This window comes from uncultured Thiocystis sp., assembly GCF_903866365.1.
GTDB lineage: Bacteria > Pseudomonadota > Gammaproteobacteria > Chromatiales > Chromatiaceae > Chromatium.
On record NZ_CAIPNF010000288.1, the window covers coordinates 1 to 19144 of the forward strand.

Below are 19144 nucleotides of genomic sequence, written 5' to 3' on the forward strand. Positions count from 1 at the left end.
CCGCAGTTCGCCGACGCGGGCGACGCGATGGCGGCGCGGGCGGTGCCGCAGCCCGAAGCCGATGTTGCGTTCCACCGACGGATCCGGAATTAGACCGAAACCCTGGAACGCCATGCCGATGCGCCGCGCCTCTTTATCGCAACGGTCCGCCCCGGCGTCGACACCCGCCCACCATGGATCAGGATCTCGCCGCGGGCGATCGGCTCGAAGCCGGCGATGGCGCGCGGCAGCGTGGTCTTGCCGCAGCCGCTCGGACCGAGCAGACAGCTGATGGGGCCGTCTTCCAGGACAATGGTGACGTCGCGCGCCTTATGTTGAATGGCATCGCGGGATCGGATGATGGAACGACTGCACAGTATGACCGGGAGTAGGCCAGCCAGTCCGATGGTGAGCGCGGCCGGGGCCGAATCGGCCAGATGCTCGTCGGAGGCCAGTTCGAAAGCGCGCACGGCGAGCGTGTTGAAGTTGAAGTGCCGCAGGATGAGGGTCGCCGGCAGATCCTTCAGAACATCCTCGAAGACCAAGAGCAGGGTGGTCCTCAGATTGCCCCTGAGCATCGGGATGTGCTCCCGCCGCGACACGGCGGCGAATTCGACCGAATGGATGGTCGGTCAGGCTGGCCAGGCGCTGGAGGCGATCACGACGGCCGTCGACGGGATTTCCGCGACCATGACCCACCTCGCCAGCGCCGCCGAGGAACAGACCGCAGTGGCCAATGAAATCAATCAGGGGATCGTGGCGATCAGCGATGCCACCCATGAAGGAAGCGCGGGGATGACCCAACTGGAGGCGGCTGGTCGGCAACTGACCCGGCTTGCCGGCGAGTTGCGGGATCAGGCCGGGAGATTCCGGGCCTGAACCGAGCCTTTAAGCCCAAGGCCGGCGGGTTGTAACCGCCAGACACGGTTTTGGGTCAATGCAGCCGCTGCCCCGTACACCAGCGATCGAAGTAACGCTGCATGACCTCGCGCACCTGCGCCGGGTAGTTCAGAACTTCCATCTGACCGATACCTTCCCGGAAAAAATCCGGCGCGTCTTCTGGCAGATGCTCGACGATGGCGTCAAAGGCGTCATCCATCAGAGATGGCTGGTGGCTGCGGGTGGCAACGATGCCGCGATTCAGGAGCAAGACGCGCCAGGGCCGTGCGGGGTTTGTCGTTTCCGACTCCAGCGCGCGTTCGAGGCCGATGCCGTCGATGATCTCGTTCATCAGTCCGAAGAGTTCCACTAACTGATCGGGTTCGCGAAGGCTGTTGGCCAATTGGGCGGCGGCGTTGATCACGGGTTCCGGATGCGTCAGTTCGCCACCTCGGCGCAGTATCCAGCAGCAGAGCGGGAGTGTGAGTTGCTCAAGCGCATGTGCCTGAAGCGGTAGATCGAGACGCTTGCTCAGCGCCGCGAGCTGGAGGAGCAGATCCATCCCGTGATCGAGGAGAGCCGAGGGTTCCGATCCGGTTGCAGCGCGGAGCGCCTGGGCGGAGTCCGCCAGGCTCTCCTGTTCGGCCGCGCGGAGGATGTCCAATAAACGTTCGAGTCCAATCAAAAGCACCCGAGGGTTTGGCTCGATGGGAGTCTTCGACTCCTCGAAGGCACGTTGAATCTCGTCGCCCGGTTCGACGAGCTGATCTGCGATGTAGGACATATCGATAGGTGGCAGCATGATGGTCGAGCATCTCTTGACGAAAAAGACGGCGCAATTGCGCCTGAGCTTATACCGAATCCAGAGTGAATTGCATGGTTGTGAGTGGCCGCAACCTTGCGGTTAGCCTCGACGCTTGGTTGGGACTTGATATAGAAGCATAGCAACTCGATGTGTCTCCGTCCGGGTTCTGCGCTCACGCGGTCTCCCGCCTTCGGGTAAACTAGACCGATGAACTCAATTTATGATTTACATACGCATTCGACGGCATCCGACGGTACCCTGACGCCTGGCCTGTTGGTGCGGCGAGCCGCGGCGGCTGGCGTGACCGTTCTCGCGCTCACCGATCACGATACGACCGAAGGACTGGCGGAAGCCGGCGCGGTGGCACGCGAACTGGGCATTACGCTGATTCCGGGCGTCGAGATCTCGGTCACCTGGGGTGCGCGAACCGTGCATATCGTGGGTCTGAATCTGGAGATCGACAATCCGGCGCTTCAGACCGGGCTCGCGGGTTTGATGGATTTTCGTGCCTGGCGGGCCGAGGAAATCGGACGCCGACTTGCCAAGCATGGGATTGAGCAAGCCTATGAAGGGGCGAAGGCGCTCTCCAACGGTGTCTTGATTGGGCGTACCCACTTTGCCCGTTTTCTGGTCCATCGGCGGCTGGCGGCCGACACCGGCGATGTCTTCAAACGCTTTCTCACCAATGGCAAGCCGGGCTATGTCGCTGGTCAATGGGCAACCCTGGAGGCGGCGGTTGGCTGGATCCGCGCGGCTGGCGGTCAGGCGGTGGTTGCCCATCCGGCCCGCTATGGGCTGACCCGCACGCGGGTGCAGGCGCTGCTGGGCGAATTTCGCGAGCACGGCGGGGTGGCGATCGAGGTGGTGACGGGCAGTCACAGTCGGGATGACGCCTTTACCTTTGCGCGCCATGCCCGTGAGCAGCATCTGCTCGCTTCGGCGGGATCGGATTTTCACGGGCCGGAGAATCCCTGGCTCGAACTCGGTCGTCTTCCACCGCTGCCGGAGGATTGCACGCCAATCTGGCATGATTGGCGCCACCTGGCACGCGACTTCGACCCGGCACTGGCCAAACCCGGCGTGTTTCGCACACTGCTGGGAGGATAAACAACTGGAATATGGCGCAATTCTTTCAAATCCATCCGGAAAACCCGCAGGCGCGGCTGGTGCGCCGCACGGTCGAGATTCTGCTGGAAGGCGGCGTGGTGGTCTATCCGACCGATTCCTCCTATGCCCTGGGCTGCCAGATCGGCGAGAAATCGGCCATGGAGCGTATCCGCCGCATCCGTCGGCTGGACGACAAGCACAATTTCACCCTGGTCTGCCGCGATCTCTCCGAGATCACCACCTATGCCCGCATCGACAACCAAGCGTTCCGGCTCCTGAAAACCCTGACGCCCGGCCCCTACACCTTCATTCACGAGGCCACCAAGCAAGTGCCGCGACGCCTGCTGCACCCTAAGCGCAAGGCGATCGGCATCCGCGTGCCCGATCATGAAATCTGTCGCGCGCTGCTGACCGAACTCAATCAACCCATCCTGAGCACCACGCTGATCCTGCCGGATGACGATCAACCGCTGACGGATCCCTATGAAATGCGCGAACTGCTCGACAAGCATGTCGACCTGGTGATCGACGGCGGTTTCTGCGGCCTGGAGCCGACGACTGTGGTGGACATGACCGCCGACCCCCCGGCGCTGGTCCGACTTGGCAAGGGCGACGCGACTCTCTTCGAGGAATAATGGAAACGCTGAATCAGCTGCAACTCCTGGCCGTGCTGGCCATCCCGGTCATTTTCGCAATCACCGTGCACGAGGCCGCCCACGGCTGGGTCGCCAATCGGCTGGGCGACAAGACCGCCTTCATGCTCGGGCGCGTGACCTTCAACCCTATCCGGCATATCGATCTGGTCGGGACCATCCTGGTACCCACGATCACCTATCTCTTCACCAGTATGTTCGGCACCGGAATCCTGTTCGGTTGGGCCAAGCCGGTGCCGGTCAATTGGCGCAATTTGCGTCATCCCCGGCGCGATATGGCGCTGGTGGCGGTCGCCGGGCCGAGCGCCAACCTCATCATGGCGCTGCTCTGGGGGCTAATGATCCAACTGGGTCTGCTGCTCATGCCGACCAGTCAATGGGTGGGAGGGCTTTTGAAAGCGATGGGCGCCGCCGGCATCCTGATCAACGTCTTCCTGATGGTCCTGAATCTGGTGCCGCTGTTGCCCCTGGACGGCGGACGGGTGCTGAATGCGCTCTTGCCGCCACGCCTTGCCGTCTGGTTTTCCCGGCTGGAGCCCTTCGGACTCGTCATCCTGCTAGCGCTGCTGGCCACTGGATTGCTCGGTTCCATTCTGTTTCCGCTCGTGATCGGCGTCGTCGATCTCCTGCCTGGCGCCGGCGCCGTGAAAACACTCTTCCATTTCTGACGCGAGGTTCCCCCTTGGCTTCTGCCTCCGCACAACACGCGCGCGTGCTTTCGGGCATGCGTCCCACGGGCCGGCTGCATCTCGGCCACTATCATGGCGTCCTCAAAAACTGGCTGGAGTTGCAGCACGAGTACGAGTGCTTCTTCTTTGTCGCCGACTGGCACGCGCTCACCACCCATTACGAGGATCCTTCGATCATCCCGGAGAGCACCCACGAACTGGTGATCGACTGGCTGGCCGCCGGGATCAATCCGGGCTCGGCGACCATCTTCGTCCAGTCGCGGGTGCCCGAGCATGCCGAGCTGCATCTGCTGCTCTCCATGATCACCCCGCTGGGCTGGCTGGAACGGGTACCGACCTACAAGGATCAGCAGGAACGGCTCAAGGAGCGGGATCTGGCGACCTATGGTTTTCTCGGGTATCCGCTGCTCCAAAGCGCCGACATCCTCGTCTACAAGGCCGGACAGGTGCCGGTGGGCGAGGATCAGGTCGCCCATGTCGAATTGACCCGCGAGGTCGCGCGCCGCTTCAATCATCTCTATGGACGCGAGCCGGGCTTCGAGGACAAGGCCGAGGAGGCCAAGCGCAAGATGGGCAAGAAGAACGCCAAGCTCTTCGACAGCCTCAAGCGCCGCTATCAGGAACAAGGCGATCAGGAGGCGCTGGAGGTCGCCCGCGCGCTGATCGAGGGGCAGGGCAATATCACGCTCTCCGACCGCGAGCGTCTGTTCGGCTATCTGGAGGGCGGCGGGCGCGTGATCCTGCCCGAGCCGCAACCGCTGCTCACCAAGGCGTCCAAAATGCCGGGTCTGGACGGGCAGAAGATGTCCAAGTCCTACCGCAACACCATCTCGTTGCGGGACACGCCCGCCGAGGTCGAAAAGGCGCTGCGGACCATGCCGACCGACCCCGCCCGTGTGCGCCGCACCGATCCCGGCGAGCCGGAAAAGTGCCCGGTGTGGCAGTTCCATCAGGTGTATTCCAACGAGTCCGTGCGCGACTGGGTCCAGCAGGGTTGCCGTTCGGCGGGGATCGGCTGTCTCGAATGCAAACAGCCCATCGTCGACGGCGTGCTCGCCGAGCTGATGCCGATTCAGGCCCGCGCGCTGGAATACGAGGCCCAGCCCGAACTGGTGCGCAGCGTCCTCAACGAGGGTTGCGAGAAGGCGCGCGATGTTGCACGCGAGACCTTGCAAGAGGTGCGTCATGCCATGTCGCTGCTGTGACGGGCAAATTCCGAGACCAAAGAAGATGGTGTTTCTCGCGGAAGCACCGAGGATCCTAAATCTGGCATTTGGAACCGCAAAGGCGCAAAGGAAACGAAGAAAAACAAAGGATGGAATCGATCAATACCACTGCTGGCGCAACGCTGCCGGAAGCCATGATCCAGGCTGGCGCTATAACACCGTTGCCGCTGGCCATGGTGCGGGGCGCGCCGCTCCTGAAGCTTCCGCTGGATCTCTATATCCCGCCGGACGCGCTGGAGGTCTTTCTCGACGCCTTCGAGGGACCGCTCGACCTGCTGCTCTATCTGATCAAGCGCCAGAATCTCGATATTCTGGACATCTCGATCGCCGACATTACCGCGCAATACATGGAATACGTGGATCTGATGACCGAACTGCGGCTGGAACTGGCGGCCGAGTATCTGGTCATGGCCGCCATGCTGGCCGAGATCAAATCGCGCATGCTGCTGCCGCGTTCCAGCGAGGCGGGAGAGGACGAGGAGGGCGACCCGCGCGCCGAGCTGATCCGCCGTCTTCAGGAATACGAGCGTTTCAAGCAGGCCGCCCAGGATCTCGACGCCTTGCCGCGACTGGAGCGGGATGTCTTCGCCGTCCATGCCGAGATCCCGCCGGGCCATTCGCAACGGGTGCCGCCCGAGGTCGATCTGCGCGAACTGCTGCTGGCGCTGCGTGGCGTACTCTCGCGCGCCGACCTCTTCACCAGCCACCGGGTCGAAAAGGAATCGCTCTCGCTGCGCGAGCGCATGTCTCGGGTCATGGAACGACTGCACGGCGGCGGCTTTCTCTGTTTTACCGATTTGTTCGAGCTGGACGAAGGTCGTCCGGGCGCGGTCGTGACCTTTCTGGCCCTGCTGGAACTGATCAAATCCAGCATCCTGGAATTGGTCCAAACCGAGCCCTACGCGCCCATCCATGTCCGGCTGCGCGAGTCGGCACACCCGGAGCCCGATGACCTCGCCCTCGCTTAAACAGATCGCCGAGGCCGCGTTGATCGCCTTCGGCGGTCCACTGACTCTGGACCGCATGCTGGAGTTGTTCCCCGAGGAGGAGCGCCCGGAGCGGACTCAACTCCTGGACGCGATTCGGGAACTGGAGACCGACTATCGAACGCGCGGGATCGAACTCGTGGAGATCGCCGGCGGTTTTCGCATCCAGGTGCGCGCGAGCGTGGCGCCTTGGGTCGCGCGTCTGTGGGACGAAAAGGCGCCGCGTTATTCGCGCGCGCTGCTGGAGACGCTGTCGTTGATCGCCTACCGCCAACCCATCACCCGTGGCGAGATCGAGGACATCCGCGGGGTCGCCGTCAGCACCAACATCATTAAGACGCTCACCGAGCGCGAGTGGGTACGGGTGGTCGGACATCGCGACGTGCCCGGACGGCCCGCGCTCTATGCCACCACCCGTAAATTCCTGGATTATTTCGGCCTGCGTTCGCTCAACGACCTGCCGCCGCTGGCCGCGATCCGCGACCCCGATTCATTCCTGGGCGAGGAGTTGACGTTGAGCGATCCCAAGTTCGAGGTGCCGGATCGTTAGATACGGTTCGTGCCTCACCGACGTCTTGCGCGGGTGCGGTAGGGATTACGCTATTGCAAATGTTGATGTTTCGCCGCGCATCAGCCGGTCGACCCAATCCAACATCTTTTCCATCGCCATCTCGCCGATCGGGGTCAGGCAATAATTAGAGTAGTCGAAGGAGTCGCCGCCGGCGGAGACCAGAAAACTCTCGGGCACGCGCCCGTAGAGGGTCTCGCACCAGGCCAAGAGTTCCCGCGGATCGAGAAAGTGGGCCATGGTCGAGAGGGCGTGGGCGTCGGGCGCGAGCCGCTGGCAGCGGACCTCGCCCGGTGCGGCATCCACGGCGGCATCGAGAAAGATCACCCGGTCCTGCTCCGCGATGTCGGCGACCAGCTCGGCGGTGAGGATATGACGTGACATCACCTCCACGCCCGCCGGAACCCCCGTGTTTTCCAGTCGGTCCGCAACCAGCGGACCGAGTGCGTCGTCGCCCCGGATGGGGCTGCCATAACCGATAATCAGAATCTTCATGGGCGGCGCTCAGGACCGGCTCAGGGTGTCGACGACCCGTCCGGCGGCGTCCTTGAGTTCGATCCGCAGCGGCATCTGACCGAAGGCGTGCGAGGCGCAGGACAGGCAGGGATCGAAGCAGCGGATGACCGCCTCGACCCGGTTGAGCATGCCTTCCTGAAGGTTGTTGCCGTCGACATAGGCGTCCGCGACCTGCCGGATGGACTGGTTCATGGCGAGGTTGTTGTGTCCGGTGGCGATGATCAGGTTGACCCAGGTGATGAGTCCCTCCTCGTCGATTCGATAATGATGGATCAGCGTGCCGCGCGGCGCCTCGGAGACACCGATGCCCTCGTCGCGGTTGCTGCGCGCCCGCGCCCGTACCCGATGATCGAGGATCGTCGGATCCTTCAGCAGGCGCTCCATCATCTCCAGCGCGTGGATGATCTCGACCAGCCGGGCGTAGTGGTAGTGGAAACTGCTGGCAATGGGGCCGGATTCCTCCTGAAGCATGTGGAACTCGGCGAGCGCGACATCCGCATAGGGCGTGCCGCATGCCTGCGCATTATTGAGTCGCGCCAGGGGTCCGACCCGATAGATCCCCTTGGGATAGCCCTGGGGCTTATAGTAGGGGAATTTCATGTAGCTAAAGTCCTCGACCGCCTCGCCGATTACCCGCTCATAGTCCTCGGGCGGCACCATGTCCTCGACGAGGCGGCCCTTGGCGTCCTTGATGCGTAGCAGGCCGTCATAATGCTCGAAGTTGCCCTGGGGCGTGACCAGGCTCAGGAACATCGTCGGCAGACTGCCAAAGTGCGTCGCCTCGTCCTTGAACTTGGGTACCAGGGTCTTGAAGAAATCATAGGTACGCCTGGCGATCTCCAGCCCCTCCGGGAGCAGCTTGAGCATGGCGTCGCGCTTTTCCAGGGTCAGCGGCTCGTTGACGCCGCCGGGCACCACCCAGGTGGGATGGATCTTCTTGCCGCCGAGGGTTTCGATGATGCTCTGACCGATCTGGCGCAGCCGGATGCCGTCCCTGGCGAGCGCGGGATCCTGACGCATGACGCCGAAGATGTTGCGCGTGGCCGGATCCGCGTCCCAGCCGAGCAGCAGGTCGGGCGAGGACAGGTGGAAAAAGGACAGGGCATGCGATTGGGTGAACTGGGCGAGATTCATGATCCGGCGCAGGTGTTCGCCGGTCGGCGGGATGCTGACCGAGAGCAGGTGGTCGCACGCCTTGTTGGAGGCCAGCAGATGGCTGACCGGACAGATGCCGCAGGTGCGCGCGGTGAGCGCGGGCATTTCGCGGTAGGGGCGGCCCTCGCAGAATTTCTCGAAGCCGCGAAACTGAGTGAGATGGAAACGCGCGTCCTCGACCTCGCCCCCGTCGCCGAGTTGCAGGGTGATGCGGGCGTGGCCTTCGATGCGGGTGACGGGTTCGATGGCGATGGTGCGGCTCATGGCGGGAAATCCTGTCGGTTTGGGCTGACAATGGCGCGAGTGTTTCAGGTGCGTCGCGCCGTGATGAATTCTTCGAGAGAAACATCCGCTTGCTTGAGAATGCCGGCCAGGGTTCCGGGCTTGATTTCTCGATGATTTGGAACGACGCAACCAGATGACTGACGGCGCAATACGAGATGGCTGCCACGTTGACGTACCACCACGAAACCCAATCGTTCCAATGCCCGGACTGCCTCCATCCCTGAGGTGATGGGCAATTTAGGCATATTCGGCAATCTCGAAGGTCGTGAGCAGCGGGCGGGCGACGATTTTCAACGGAAATTCTTCAAGATACAGCGCGGTTGCTTCGCGCAAATTCGCCAAGGCGTCTTCAACGGTTTCGCCTTGCGTGGTCGTCCCCGTTTCAGGATTGAAGGCGATATATCCGCCTTCAGGCGCGGGGGTCAGAATTGCGGAGAGTTCCATGTGAGTTGACCTGTCGTGAGGAGCGATACCGATCGGCGGGCTGGGCGTCACGCCTGTTTTATTCAAACAGGCGTGACGGTTTCAGGAACTTCAGGCATCGGCGGGATCTCTTGTCGGATGCTTTCGCGATTCCAGATAAGCGAGCGCGGCGGCTTCGGAGTCTTCGATGGCGATTTCGACGGCGCGTTTGGCTGCGGCGAGGAGTTGGGTGGCGCGTTGTTTTTGCGCGTAACTTTGCTCTACGAACTGACGAATGTTTTTTTGTACGTCTACGGGGGGTAGCGATACGCGAAATTGCGCGATGTCATTTGGATACAATTCAACTTGCCCAGATGAACCACGCAGACGCTGTTCGACCTGTGCTTGTCCGACTATCGAGTTCATAAACACCGACAAATAGACCGCATCCAATCCTTTTTTTGGACGTAGGATGGTGACGTGGTTATCCGGTACAGCTTTATCGTGATGCAGGTAAGTTGCCGAGCGACCTATCGTGCCAACGCCTGTGCCATTGACTAGCACGTCGCCGAATTGGATGAGCAAATCATCATCTCCGGCGACGGCACAGCGATTGTTAGCATCTAGCTGTACCACGCCGCGCAACACATGCTTGGAGTTCACAACAGGAAGACCTTCATCCACGTAGTCAGGTTGTTTACCACGTTGGATTTTTATTAGCCAATCTCCCAGTAAAACGCCGCCAATTCGGTTTATTTGGTCTAGCAACGCCGCGAAACGAGGGTGAAAATGCTCCGCATCCAATCGTCCGGCGGCGAAAGCATCGCGGCTGTTACGGATATAGGTTAGGGCTTCGAGCGGTTGCCAGTTGTCCAAGCTGATGGCGCAAAGGAGAGTCGTTTCGGCCCGATGTAGCAATTCCCCTGACTGCAATTGATGTCTTTCCGATAGCGCGATAGTTTCCTGAATCTTTCGCTCAAATTCGGTGCCAAGTTTCGGGATTTCTAATTGTTCTATCTGCGACAGAAAAACGTGCTGCTGTACACTTCCGCGAGCCTCTCGCTTCAAATAATTCTGTCCAAAGCGCGACAACAAGAAAGCATATAAAATGAAAGGGTTGATTGCCTTTCGTACATCAATTTTGGCAATGTCTTGATTGGAATTGATGGGGTACGGCCAACTGTCTGTAGCAATGGCTACTTCGCCGATCGTTCCTGACATCGATAGAAGAACCATGCCCTCCTTAATTTCTGATTTCCAGAGAAGCGCATGGGCATCCTGGCTGATGTACAGCATGTTCGAGAAGTTCACGCGGCCACCTTTCATGTTTACACCGCGAATAAAGGGTATGCCCGCATCAAGGTAGTGAACTTCGTTGTTCAGCGAGTACGCGCCAAAGGACCGAACTTCTGCTCCAGATTCCCTAAGTCGGCGGCTCCCTTTTACACGAAGGATCTTCTCCTCTTTCAAATATTGCTTTTGGAAGTAAATGCTATCGATACGGAAGATGTCGTTGTTCTTCTGCGTGTAACTTAACCTCACTTCCGCCGCCTCCAGCCCCTCCAACAACCGCGCATAGCGCGCCGCGTCAAAGGGGCCTAGCGAAAAAAACCGAAGCCCTCTTTTTTCGCAAACTCAATAAACGCCTCGGCGATGCCTTCCTCGGTCAATCCGTCATGGTTGAACAGATCATGCCTGACGATCAAATGCCCGTGAGCGTCGAGCAGCGGGCTACCGTCGGGCGCGGAGCGATAAATCTTGTCACCGGAGGTGTCCTTGCTCGGCTCGCGCATGGTGGCAAAAAAGATCGGATAGTCGTCCTGTTTGGGGCAGATTGGCCCGGCATTCGGGTCGTCGTTCCATTTCTGCACAAAAAGCACGCTGGTCTTGGTGCCGGTGTGCGGCTTGAAGACGTTGCCGTGCAGCCCGACCACCGCCAGGAGGCGGCAATGCTCGGCGAGATATTCGCGCAGATTCTTATCGGAGGCGTTGTTGAAGCGCCCCTGCGGCAACACCACCGCCATGCGTCCGCCCGGCTTGAGGAAACTCAGATTGCGCTCGATAAACAGGATGTCGCGCCCGACGGTGTTTTGATGCTTGAGCTTGGTCTTGCGGTAGCTGCCATCGGCCAGCTTGTAAATGACCTCGTGGCTGGCGCTCAGGGCTTCGGGAAAGGTGGGCGCGCGATCCGTCGCATTGACGATGTTAGGGTCTTGCGAATCGACCTTGCTGATTTTTTCCAGACTGACCGAGCGCGCCAGATCGTACTTGGCGAGGATGCGCGTCTCTTTGATGTCGCCCGCGAAGGGCGGATTGGCCATCAGGATGTCAAAGCCGAAATCGCGGTTGCTGGTCTTGTCGCGGCGTAGTTTGCGCAGTCGTTTCCAGCCCTCGCCGTAAACGTCGGTCCAGTTCTCGTCGCCGGTCTTCTCGTCCCAACGTTCGTAGTCCAGGGTGTTGAGATGCAGGACGTTGGTCTGACCGTCGCCCGCGATCAGGTTCAGGGTACGCCCGACCCGCACCGCCTTTTCGTCAAAGTCGATGGCGAAAACCTTGTCGCGCACATAGTCCTCGCAACGGGCGGGCTTTTTCTCGGTGGTGAAGAGATGGCTTTTGCTCAAGCCTTCCGCCTTTATGATCTGTTCCCAGACATGAAAGATGGCATGCACCGGAAAGCCGCAACTGCCCGCCGCCGTGTCGATTAGGGTTTCCTGCTCCTGCGGATTGAGCATCTTTACGCAGAGATCGATCACATAACGCGGGGTGAAGTATTGACCTTTTTCGCCCTTGCTGGATTTGTTGATGAGATATTCAAACGCCTCATCGACGACTTCGAGATTAGAGTTGAACAGCTTGACGCCCTCCAGCGAGGCCACGCACACCGCTAGATGGCTGGGGGTCAGATCGATCCGCGCGCCCTCCGGGAAGACGCCTTCCCATTTCGCCCGCGCCTTGTCGAATAGATCCTGGATCTTGGCCTTCAGTTCGGTCTCGGTGTCGCCGTAGTTTTTGAAGACCAGATGGCGCTTGCAATCGCGGTCGCGGTCGCGCCCACCTTCCCATTCGTCATAAAGCTTGGTGAAGATGAGTTTGAACAATTCCTCGAAGACATCGACGCCGGCATTGGCCAGCACCTCGTCTTCCATTTCAAGGATCTTATCCCGGAGCGATTTTTTCTCGGCGACGAGCTTGTCCAGTCGGATGAGATCGTCGATCGTCCAGCGTTCGGCGAGGACATCCGACAGCTTCTCGTGGGCCGTGGGAATTCGGGGGATGTCCTCGAAATAATTGGGATCCTTGCGGTGATACTGCGAAATCTGCTCGCCGTTGGTCCAGACGCCCATCGGCGCGCCGCTAGCATTGCAGTAGCTCTTGAGCTGATCTTTGCCGTCCTTGAGCTTGGGTTTCTTCAGTTCGACGAGGATGTAGGGCGCGGTGGTCTTGTCCTTGTCGAAGAGACAGATGTCAGCGCGCTTCTTCTCGCGCCCGAAACTGATTTCATACTCGACCGCCATCCGGCTGACGGGATAGCCGAAATCGTCGCGCAGCACCAGGATGTAAAGCTGGCGGACGGCTTCCTCGGGCGTGAGCTTGATCGGCTTGCCGCGTACCAGATAGGTGACGTAGGGAACCGATTTGCCTCCCGAATCCTTCAGCGTGATGGACGCTTCCAGCGTTTTGATGTGCTCGGGCCGAAACTGGCTGAATGTGTAGGCGCTGTCTTTCAGCAGTTCGGCGAGGGTAATGGTCATGCGTCGGTCCCGTGCAATTCTGATGACGTGGTGAATTCGATGAGCGCGGACGCTGTGCTTTCGCGAATCTGACGGATCTTCAGTCCGACTTTTCCGCTCTCGCGCGGAACACGACGAATTCACGCAAGAGCGGCCCGCTCCTCGTTCTCCAACGCCTTGGCGGTGATCTCGTGATAGAGATGAATGAGGGTACCGATGATCTCGTTCAGTTCGGGATGCTGTTCCCATTTGGGCTGTAGGGCTTTTGAATCCTCGAAGACGTCCTGGAGAAACTGGATGTCGAAGCTATCGAGCCGTTCGCCGCGGTCGACTTTTGACTTGATGTCGAGGGCACGCGGTAGGCGCTGAGTCCGCATCCGGTCCAGCAGGGCCACAATCACGCCTGTGTCGTGATTGGAATCGTTCATCTGAGAGCCCCCTGCCTTTCGGCGGTCAATGACTGGTGAAAAGCGGTTCAAGCCCCGAAGCGCGTCACCGAACTCGGGTCTGGCGTGCGTCCCTCGATCAGATCGTTCAGGATCGTCCAGATGGCGTCCGCGCTTGGTGGACAGCCCGGCACGAAGACATCGACCTTGACCTCGCCGTGGATCGGCTTGACGGTCGTCAGCAGGGCCGGGACGTCGCGCGTCGGGATCTGGGGTTGCAGGGTGACGTTCTCGCGATAGGCGCGATCCATCACGTCGGCGAGTTTGAACGAATTCCGCATGGCCGGGACGTTGCCGGTGACCGCGCAGTCGCCGAGACTGATCAACAGGTTGCAATGCGCGCGGAAGAGTTTGGCCTTTTCAAGATCGTCCTCGGAGCTGATGGAGCCTTCCAGAATGCCGACATCGACCCGGTCCGGCAGTTCCTTGGTATCGACCAGCGGGCTGTAGACGATGTCGACCTTCTTGACGAGTTCGATCAGCCGCTCGTCCAGATCCAGAAAGGACATGTGACAGCCCGAACAGCCGTCCAGCCAGGCGGTGGCGACCGTGATCTTGGTGGGTGTGCTCATGAGAGATGTCTCCGGCGCGCGAGAATTGGCAGAAAGTGCTGATCCTTGACCATTTCGCCCACCGAGGTGCCCTGTTTGACCAGGGCGCCGGTCGGACAGACCTGCACGCATTTGCCGCAGCTCGTGCAGGTGTCGCTTTCGCCCCAGGGCCGCGCCAGGTCGCTGATGATCCGGCAGTCGCTGCCGCGGCTCATGACATCCCAGGTGTGGGCGCCCTCGATCTCGTCGCAGACGCGCACGCAACGGGTGCAGAGGATGCAGCGGTTGTGATCGAGCCGGAACATCTCGTGCGAGCTGTCGACCGGATAGGCGACCTGCCGGTAGGGGATGCGCACATGGTCGACGCCGCATTTCTGGGCGAGCCATTGCAGTTCGCAGTGGCCGTTGGAGACGCACACCGAGCAGACATGATTGCGCTCGGCGAACAGGAGTTCGATGATGGTGCGCCGATAGCGTTGGAGCTTTTCGGTGTTGGTCTGGATCCGCATGCCCTCGGCGACCCGGGTCGAGCAGGCCGCGTAGAGTCGGCTCTGTCCCTCCAGTTCGACCACGCAGAGGCGGCAGCCACCCCACACCGAGAGTCCGTCGAGATTGCAGAGACTGGGAATCGGGATGCGGTTTTCGCGACAGACCTCGATGATGGTCTCATCCTCGCGGGCGGACAGATCCCGGTCGTCGATCCGGAGCGTGACGACGCGGACATTCGGTGTGGTGGCGGGTTGGGCCATGGAGCCTCCAGGGTGGTCGTCGGGATGCCGTTAGACGGCCTTTGTCGTCAGGTCCAATATTCAGGATCGAGCAGCTGCTCGACGGTAAACGGGCATTCGGTCGGGAAGGTCGCCGCGGGCAATCCGGTTTCGAGGATGGCACCTTGTCGCGCGGCCGGGTAGCGTCGCGCAAGGATGTCGGGCAGTTTCCCGGTCAGGCTGGGACTGTCTTCCAGCAATTCCGCGATCTCGTCGCGGGCGTTGGCGATCGACAGTTGCCAACTCAGGCTTCGCAAGGTCGGTTGATAGCGCCATTTCAGCAGATGCAGGATCAGGATCTTGAGATGACTGGCGAGCGCATGCTTTTCGGCGCGACCCATGTCTTCGATTTCCTCGGCGATGCGTTGCAGATCCAGACCCGCCAGATTTCCCGCGCGCAATCGGTGAGCACTCTCCAGCGCCCAGGCGTAGAAGTCCCGGTCGTGGCTCGCTGGAATGCCGGTTTGAGTCGCCATGGTCGGTTTCTCCGAGCACTGCTCAAGCCGCGCGCGACAATCGCTGATTGACGACCTGCCAGAAGGTGGCGACCGATGACTGAACCCCATCGAAAAAATCCTCGAAAAAACCCGGTTCGTTCAGCAGCGGTGGGTAAGCATAGCGCTCGCCATCCGTGCCGACATCGCTCACCCAATCCGTGGGTTCGTTGGCATCGATCAGCATGAACAGCGACGCTGGAAACAGATAGGGCAAGCCCCGGTCGTTCAGCACACGATAGTCACCGGCCTCGATCCCGATCACGCAGTACGTCTGCCCGGCGGTTAGGTCGGGGTAGTCGGAATTGGCTTGCTTCAGTTTGACGATCATTGGGGCAACCTTTTCAGCTTGACCTCGTACCGACCCACGCCGTGATGTTCGTACCAGTGAAATTCATAGCGCTCCCCGTCAATGTCGAACGGAGGGCTGCTCTTTTTCGTCCACTGCGACGACCTTCCGCCATACGTCTCTACAAGCCTCTGCAGATCGCGAATGCGTTGTCCCTTGGCGATGGCCCTGGAGCGGGCAATCAGTTCTTTTGTCAGGCCAGGAGTTGTCACTGTCCTGCCTCACGATCAACCACCCGCCAGTTTCTCCTCATACTCATCACGAAAATACCGCAACGTGCTCAACACCGGATTGGGCGCCGTCTGACCCAGCCCGCAGAGACTGGTGGCCTGGACCACTTCGCAGAGTTCTTCCAAGAGGGCAAGATCCGCGTGGGTACCCTGTCCCCTGGCGATCTTGTCCAGCAGACCGTGCATCTGCTGCGTCCCGGCGCGGCAGGGAATGCACTTGCCGCACGACTCGGTCATGCAGAATTCCATGAAATAGCGTGCGACATCGACCATGCAGGAGGTCTCGTCGATGACGATCATGCCGCCGGAGCCCATCATGGTGCCCAGCGTTTTGAGACTGTCGTAATCGACCGCAATATCCAGATGTTGTTCCGGGATGCAGCCGCCGGACGGGCCGCCGGTTTGGACCGCCTTGAACGCCTTGCCATCGGGAATGCCGCCGCCGATGATCTCGATGATGTCGCGCAGGCTGGTGCCCATGGGCACCTCGATCAAACCGGTGTTCTGGATCTTGCCCGCCAGCGCAAACACCTTGGTGCCCTTGGATTTCTCGGTGCCGATGCCGGCGAACCAGTCGCCCCCGTTGCGGATGATGGGGGCGATATTGGCGAAGCTCTCGACATTGTTGATCAGGGTCGGGCAGCCCCAGAGACCGGACTCGGCGGGGTAGGGCGGACGCGGGCGCGGCTGGCCGCGCAGACCCTCAATGGAGGCCATGAGCGCCGTCTCCTCGCCGCAGACGAAGGCGCCGGCGCCCAGACGGATCTCGACCTCGAAGCTGAATTGCGTATCCGCGACCTTGCTGCCCAGAAAACCCGCGCGCTTGGCCTTGCGGATGGCGGTCTGCAACCGCTCCACGGCCAGCGGATATTCGGCGCGGACATAGACATACGCCTTGTTGGCGCCGATGGCATAGGCGGCGATCGCCATGCCTTCGAGCACCCGATGCGGGTCGGACTCCAGGACCGCGCGATCCATGAAGGCGCCCGGATCGCCCTCGTCGGCGTTGCAGATGACATATTTCTGAACGCCGGGGGTTTTGGCCACGGTCGACCATTTGAGTCCGGTCGGATAGCCGCCGCCGCCGCGTCCGCGCAGACCGCTGGCGGTAACCTCGCGCAGCACATCGGCGGGCGTCATCTCGCTCAGCGCCTGGACCAGCGCCGCGTAACCGCCCACGGCGACATAGCCCTTGAAGCTGTCGGGGTCGATGATCCCGGAGTTTTCCAGCACGATCTTCTGCTGACGCGCAAAAAAGGGCTGGTCGGTCGGGCAGCGCAGGCGTTCCACCGGCGCGCCGCAGACGCTCCCCAGGATGTCGGGCGCGTCGGCGGGGGTCACGTCGCGATAGAGAACTGAATCAGCCAGACCGCAGTCCTTGTCCGCCACAGCGACCAGGGGACCGGCGGAGCACAGCCCCATGCAGCCGACCCCTTTGACTCGGCAGGAACCGCCGCCGTCTCCGCAGGCGTTCGTGAGCGCCTCCAGGACTGGCAGGGAGCCGGATGACTGACAACTGGCCGCCACGCAGACGCGAACCTCGCGCCGGACGGCGGCCTCCTCGGCGCGGTATTCCGCAGCCTTTTCGGCAAGATCTTCCAGGTGCATGTCAGTCCAGCGCCTCCAATTTGGCGATCAGGGTATCGGGGGCCAGCTTGCCCAACACATTGCCATCCAGAACCACCGCCGGCGCGAGACCGCAGGCGCCGACACAGCGCGCGGTGAGCACGGATAGCCGATCATCCTCGGTGGTGTCGCCGGGATTGATCCCATGGCGTTCCTGGATCCCTTCCAGAAGTGCTCCAGCCCCCTTGATATAGCAGGCGGTGCCGGTACAGACCACGCAGGCATGCCGGCCCTTCGGCTTGAGCATGAAGATATGATAGAAGGTCGCGACGCCATAGACCTTGCTCAAGGGCTGATCGAGCGAGGCGGCGACGAAGCGCAGCGCGGTCTCGTCGAGAAACCCGAAGGCGTCCTGCACGCTGTGCAGGGTTTCGATGAGCGCGTGGTCCGCGTACCCGTTGCGACGCATGGTGGCGTTGACGAGTTTCCAGCGTTTGTCATCGCTGGGCAACGGCGGCTTGGCTTGTTGCTGGGTCATGTCGCCTCCTTTGGCGGACGGTCTTTAGGGGCGCGAAACATCCGCGAGCAACCAGGCTGATGGCTGGTCGTTGGCGGCGGACAGCGTGTTCGGTGGATCGATCAATTCGGACAGCGGATACCTTGACCCGAGTGTATAACAGATTCGTGGCGGCGAGATGTCCGTTCGTGACGTTCCTGAAGCCGCTCGTGGTGAATCTTCATCGAGGCTTGTCACGCCATCGACTCATCCTGAGAATTGCCGCCCCCCGGCGTTCTTTCGGCGCTTGCGGCGTCCCGGCGATATACTCATGGCTGCCGTCGGCCCTCATTATTGTTGTTTGGAAAGACTATGGACGAAACACAACCCCCCCGTAAACGCCCGCGCGGCATTTATCTGCTGCCGAATCTCTTCACGACCGCAGCCTTGTTCGCGGGTTTTTATGCCGTGCTCGCGTCCACTCAGGACCGTTTCGAGGCGGCCTCCCTGGCGATCTTCGCGGCCATGGTTCTGGACGGTTTCGACGGGCGGATTGCCCGCATGACCAACACGCAAACCGATTTTGGCGCCGAGTACGACAGTCTTTCCGACATGGTCGCCTTCGGCGTGGCGCCCGCGCTGGTCGCCTATCATTGGGCGCTGGGCGAACTCGGCAAGGTTGGCTGGCTCGCGGCCTTTGTCTTCACCGCCGCCGCCGCGCTGCGCCTAGCCCGCTTCAATACGCAGATCGGGATTGCCGACAAGCGCTATTTCCAGGGTCTCGCGAGCCCTTCCGCGGCGGCGATCGTCGCCAGCGGCATCTGGACCGCCAGCGATCTGGGGATCGATGGGGCCGATGTCTCCTGGCTTGCGGCCTTTCTGACCGCGGGCGCGGGTCTGCTGATGGTCAGCAATTTCCGCTATCTGAGTTTTAAACAGTTGAATCTGCAGGGGAGGGTGCCCTTTCTGCTGGCGGTGGGCATCATGCTGGGATTCGCCGTGGTCTTTATCTATCCGCCGCTGGTGCTGTTTGCGCTCGCGTTGACTTATGCCGTTTCCGGGCCGGTCTGGACCTTGCTGCGGCTCCGGCAGAGCCGCGCCAGACGGCGGCGCGAAGCGACTTAGGAACGGCGAACGGCTCGAGCTCGACGAATGCGCGTTACCCGCCTGGATGCAAACGGCTGAAATAAGGAAGCCGCGCTACAAGCGAACGCCGCGGCCTTGGCCGAAATCGAACGCCTGCGCGCGCAGTTGGGTGGCGATG

At 61.1% G+C, this 19144-nt stretch carries 23 protein-coding genes and 1 pseudogene; 8 read left to right on the forward strand and 16 right to left on the reverse strand.

What is annotated here, in order from left to right; genetic code table 11:
- Positions 1-89: 89 nt before the first annotated feature.
- Positions 90-341: an ATP-binding cassette domain-containing protein gene (locus QZY07_RS16100; RefSeq protein WP_295404987.1), complete on the reverse strand. Its 252-nt coding sequence runs from the start codon at positions 339-341 to the stop codon at positions 90-92.
- Positions 327-572, reverse strand: a pseudogene (locus QZY07_RS16105) (iron ABC transporter permease); the annotation flags it as partial. The gene QZY07_RS16100 and the pseudogene QZY07_RS16105, both read right to left, overlap by 15 nt.
- On the opposite strand from QZY07_RS16105, the gene QZY07_RS16110 reads away from it, so the two are divergent.
- A complete protein-coding gene (locus QZY07_RS16110; protein ID WP_295404880.1) occupies positions 562-858 on the forward strand; it encodes a methyl-accepting chemotaxis protein in 297 nt (98 codons plus the stop codon). The pseudogene QZY07_RS16105 and the gene QZY07_RS16110 sit on opposite strands and share 11 nt — an antisense overlap.
- A 55-nt stretch (positions 859-913) precedes the next feature.
- On the opposite strand, the gene QZY07_RS16115 is transcribed toward QZY07_RS16110, so the two are convergent.
- Positions 914-1660, reverse strand: a complete 747-nt coding sequence (locus tag QZY07_RS16115) for a hypothetical protein (RefSeq protein ID WP_295404882.1) — start codon at positions 1658-1660, stop codon at positions 914-916.
- A 210-nt stretch (positions 1661-1870) separates the two neighbouring features.
- Between QZY07_RS16115 and QZY07_RS16120 the strand changes: the two genes are divergently transcribed.
- From QZY07_RS16120 to scpB, 6 genes are all read left to right on the forward strand, one after another.
- On the forward strand, positions 1871-2770 hold the full coding sequence (locus tag QZY07_RS16120; RefSeq protein WP_295404884.1) for a PHP domain-containing protein: 900 nt from the start codon (positions 1871-1873) through the stop codon (positions 2768-2770).
- Positions 2771-2781: 11 nt separating this feature from the next.
- Positions 2782-3405 carry an L-threonylcarbamoyladenylate synthase gene (locus tag QZY07_RS16125; RefSeq protein WP_295404887.1) on the forward strand — a complete coding sequence of 208 codons (624 nt, stop codon included), beginning with the start codon at positions 2782-2784 and terminating at the stop codon, positions 3403-3405.
- Positions 3405-4091, forward strand: coding sequence for a site-2 protease family protein (locus QZY07_RS16130; protein WP_295404889.1), 687 nt, complete (start codon positions 3405-3407; stop codon positions 4089-4091). The genes QZY07_RS16125 and QZY07_RS16130 overlap by 1 nt, the downstream gene beginning before the upstream one ends.
- A 14-nt stretch (positions 4092-4105) precedes the next feature.
- Positions 4106-5317 (forward strand): tryptophan--tRNA ligase, encoded by a 1212-nt coding sequence (locus tag QZY07_RS16135; protein ID WP_295404891.1) that lies wholly within the window; start codon positions 4106-4108, stop codon positions 5315-5317.
- 155 nt (positions 5318-5472) lie between these two features.
- Entirely contained in the window at positions 5473-6306 is an 834-nt protein-coding gene (locus QZY07_RS16140; protein WP_295404991.1) for a ScpA family protein, read from the forward strand.
- The gene (scpB, locus tag QZY07_RS16145) at positions 6287-6874 is read left to right on the forward strand and encodes an SMC-Scp complex subunit ScpB (protein WP_295404893.1); all 588 of its coding nucleotides are present in this window, start codon (positions 6287-6289) and stop codon (positions 6872-6874) included. Before QZY07_RS16140 ends, scpB begins: the two co-directional genes overlap by 20 nt.
- Before the next feature lie 45 nt (positions 6875-6919).
- Here scpB and QZY07_RS16150 read toward each other — a convergent pair whose 3' ends face one another.
- The 13 genes from QZY07_RS16150 to hoxE form a co-directional block, all read right to left on the reverse strand.
- Positions 6920-7387, reverse strand: coding sequence for a hydrogenase maturation protease (locus QZY07_RS16150; RefSeq protein WP_295404896.1), 468 nt, complete (start codon positions 7385-7387; stop codon positions 6920-6922).
- A gap of 9 nt (positions 7388-7396) precedes the next feature.
- A complete protein-coding gene (locus tag QZY07_RS16155; protein WP_295404899.1) occupies positions 7397-8827 on the reverse strand; it encodes a Ni/Fe hydrogenase subunit alpha in 1431 nt (476 codons plus the stop codon).
- Between the two features lie 44 nt (positions 8828-8871).
- Positions 8872-9093, reverse strand: coding sequence for a type II toxin-antitoxin system HicA family toxin (locus QZY07_RS16160; RefSeq protein WP_295404902.1), 222 nt, complete (start codon positions 9091-9093; stop codon positions 8872-8874).
- Positions 9086-9358 (reverse strand): type II toxin-antitoxin system HicB family antitoxin, encoded by a 273-nt coding sequence (locus tag QZY07_RS16165; RefSeq protein ID WP_295404905.1) that lies wholly within the window; start codon positions 9356-9358, stop codon positions 9086-9088. The genes QZY07_RS16160 and QZY07_RS16165 overlap by 8 nt, the downstream gene beginning before the upstream one ends.
- Positions 9359-9382: 24 nt before the next feature.
- Complete coding sequence (locus tag QZY07_RS16170; RefSeq protein WP_295404908.1) at positions 9383-10816, reverse strand: restriction endonuclease subunit S; 1434 nt, start codon at positions 10814-10816, stop codon at positions 9383-9385.
- A 32-nt stretch (positions 10817-10848) separates the two neighbouring features.
- Positions 10849-13002 (reverse strand): type I restriction enzyme HsdR N-terminal domain-containing protein, encoded by a 2154-nt coding sequence (locus QZY07_RS16175; protein WP_295404911.1) that lies wholly within the window; start codon positions 13000-13002, stop codon positions 10849-10851.
- A gap of 119 nt (positions 13003-13121) precedes the next feature.
- Positions 13122-13409, reverse strand: coding sequence for a hypothetical protein (locus QZY07_RS16180; protein WP_295404914.1), 288 nt, complete (start codon positions 13407-13409; stop codon positions 13122-13124).
- A gap of 47 nt (positions 13410-13456) precedes the next feature.
- The gene (locus tag QZY07_RS16185) at positions 13457-13999 is read right to left on the reverse strand and encodes an NADP oxidoreductase (protein WP_295404917.1); all 543 of its coding nucleotides are present in this window, start codon (positions 13997-13999) and stop codon (positions 13457-13459) included.
- A complete protein-coding gene (gene hoxU / locus QZY07_RS16190; protein WP_295404920.1) occupies positions 13996-14727 on the reverse strand; it encodes a bidirectional hydrogenase complex protein HoxU in 732 nt (243 codons plus the stop codon). The genes QZY07_RS16185 and hoxU overlap by 4 nt, the downstream gene beginning before the upstream one ends.
- Positions 14728-14774: 47 nt before the next feature.
- Positions 14775-15221, reverse strand: a complete 447-nt coding sequence (locus QZY07_RS16195) for a DUF29 domain-containing protein (protein ID WP_295404923.1) — start codon at positions 15219-15221, stop codon at positions 14775-14777.
- Between the two features lie 22 nt (positions 15222-15243).
- Positions 15244-15570, reverse strand: coding sequence for a hypothetical protein (locus tag QZY07_RS16200; protein ID WP_295404925.1), 327 nt, complete (start codon positions 15568-15570; stop codon positions 15244-15246).
- 245 nt (positions 15571-15815) lie between these two features.
- Complete coding sequence (locus QZY07_RS16205; RefSeq protein ID WP_295404928.1) at positions 15816-17426, reverse strand: NuoF family protein; 1611 nt, start codon at positions 17424-17426, stop codon at positions 15816-15818.
- A gap of 1 nt (position 17427) precedes the next feature.
- The gene (hoxE, locus tag QZY07_RS16210; protein WP_295404930.1) at positions 17428-17922 is read right to left on the reverse strand and encodes a bidirectional hydrogenase complex protein HoxE; all 495 of its coding nucleotides are present in this window, start codon (positions 17920-17922) and stop codon (positions 17428-17430) included.
- Between the two features lie 330 nt (positions 17923-18252).
- Here hoxE and pssA point away from each other — a divergent pair, with 330 nt between their 5' ends.
- Complete coding sequence (pssA, locus tag QZY07_RS16215; protein ID WP_295404933.1) at positions 18253-19005, forward strand: CDP-diacylglycerol--serine O-phosphatidyltransferase; 753 nt, start codon at positions 18253-18255, stop codon at positions 19003-19005.
- Positions 19006-19144: the final 139 nt, after the last annotated feature.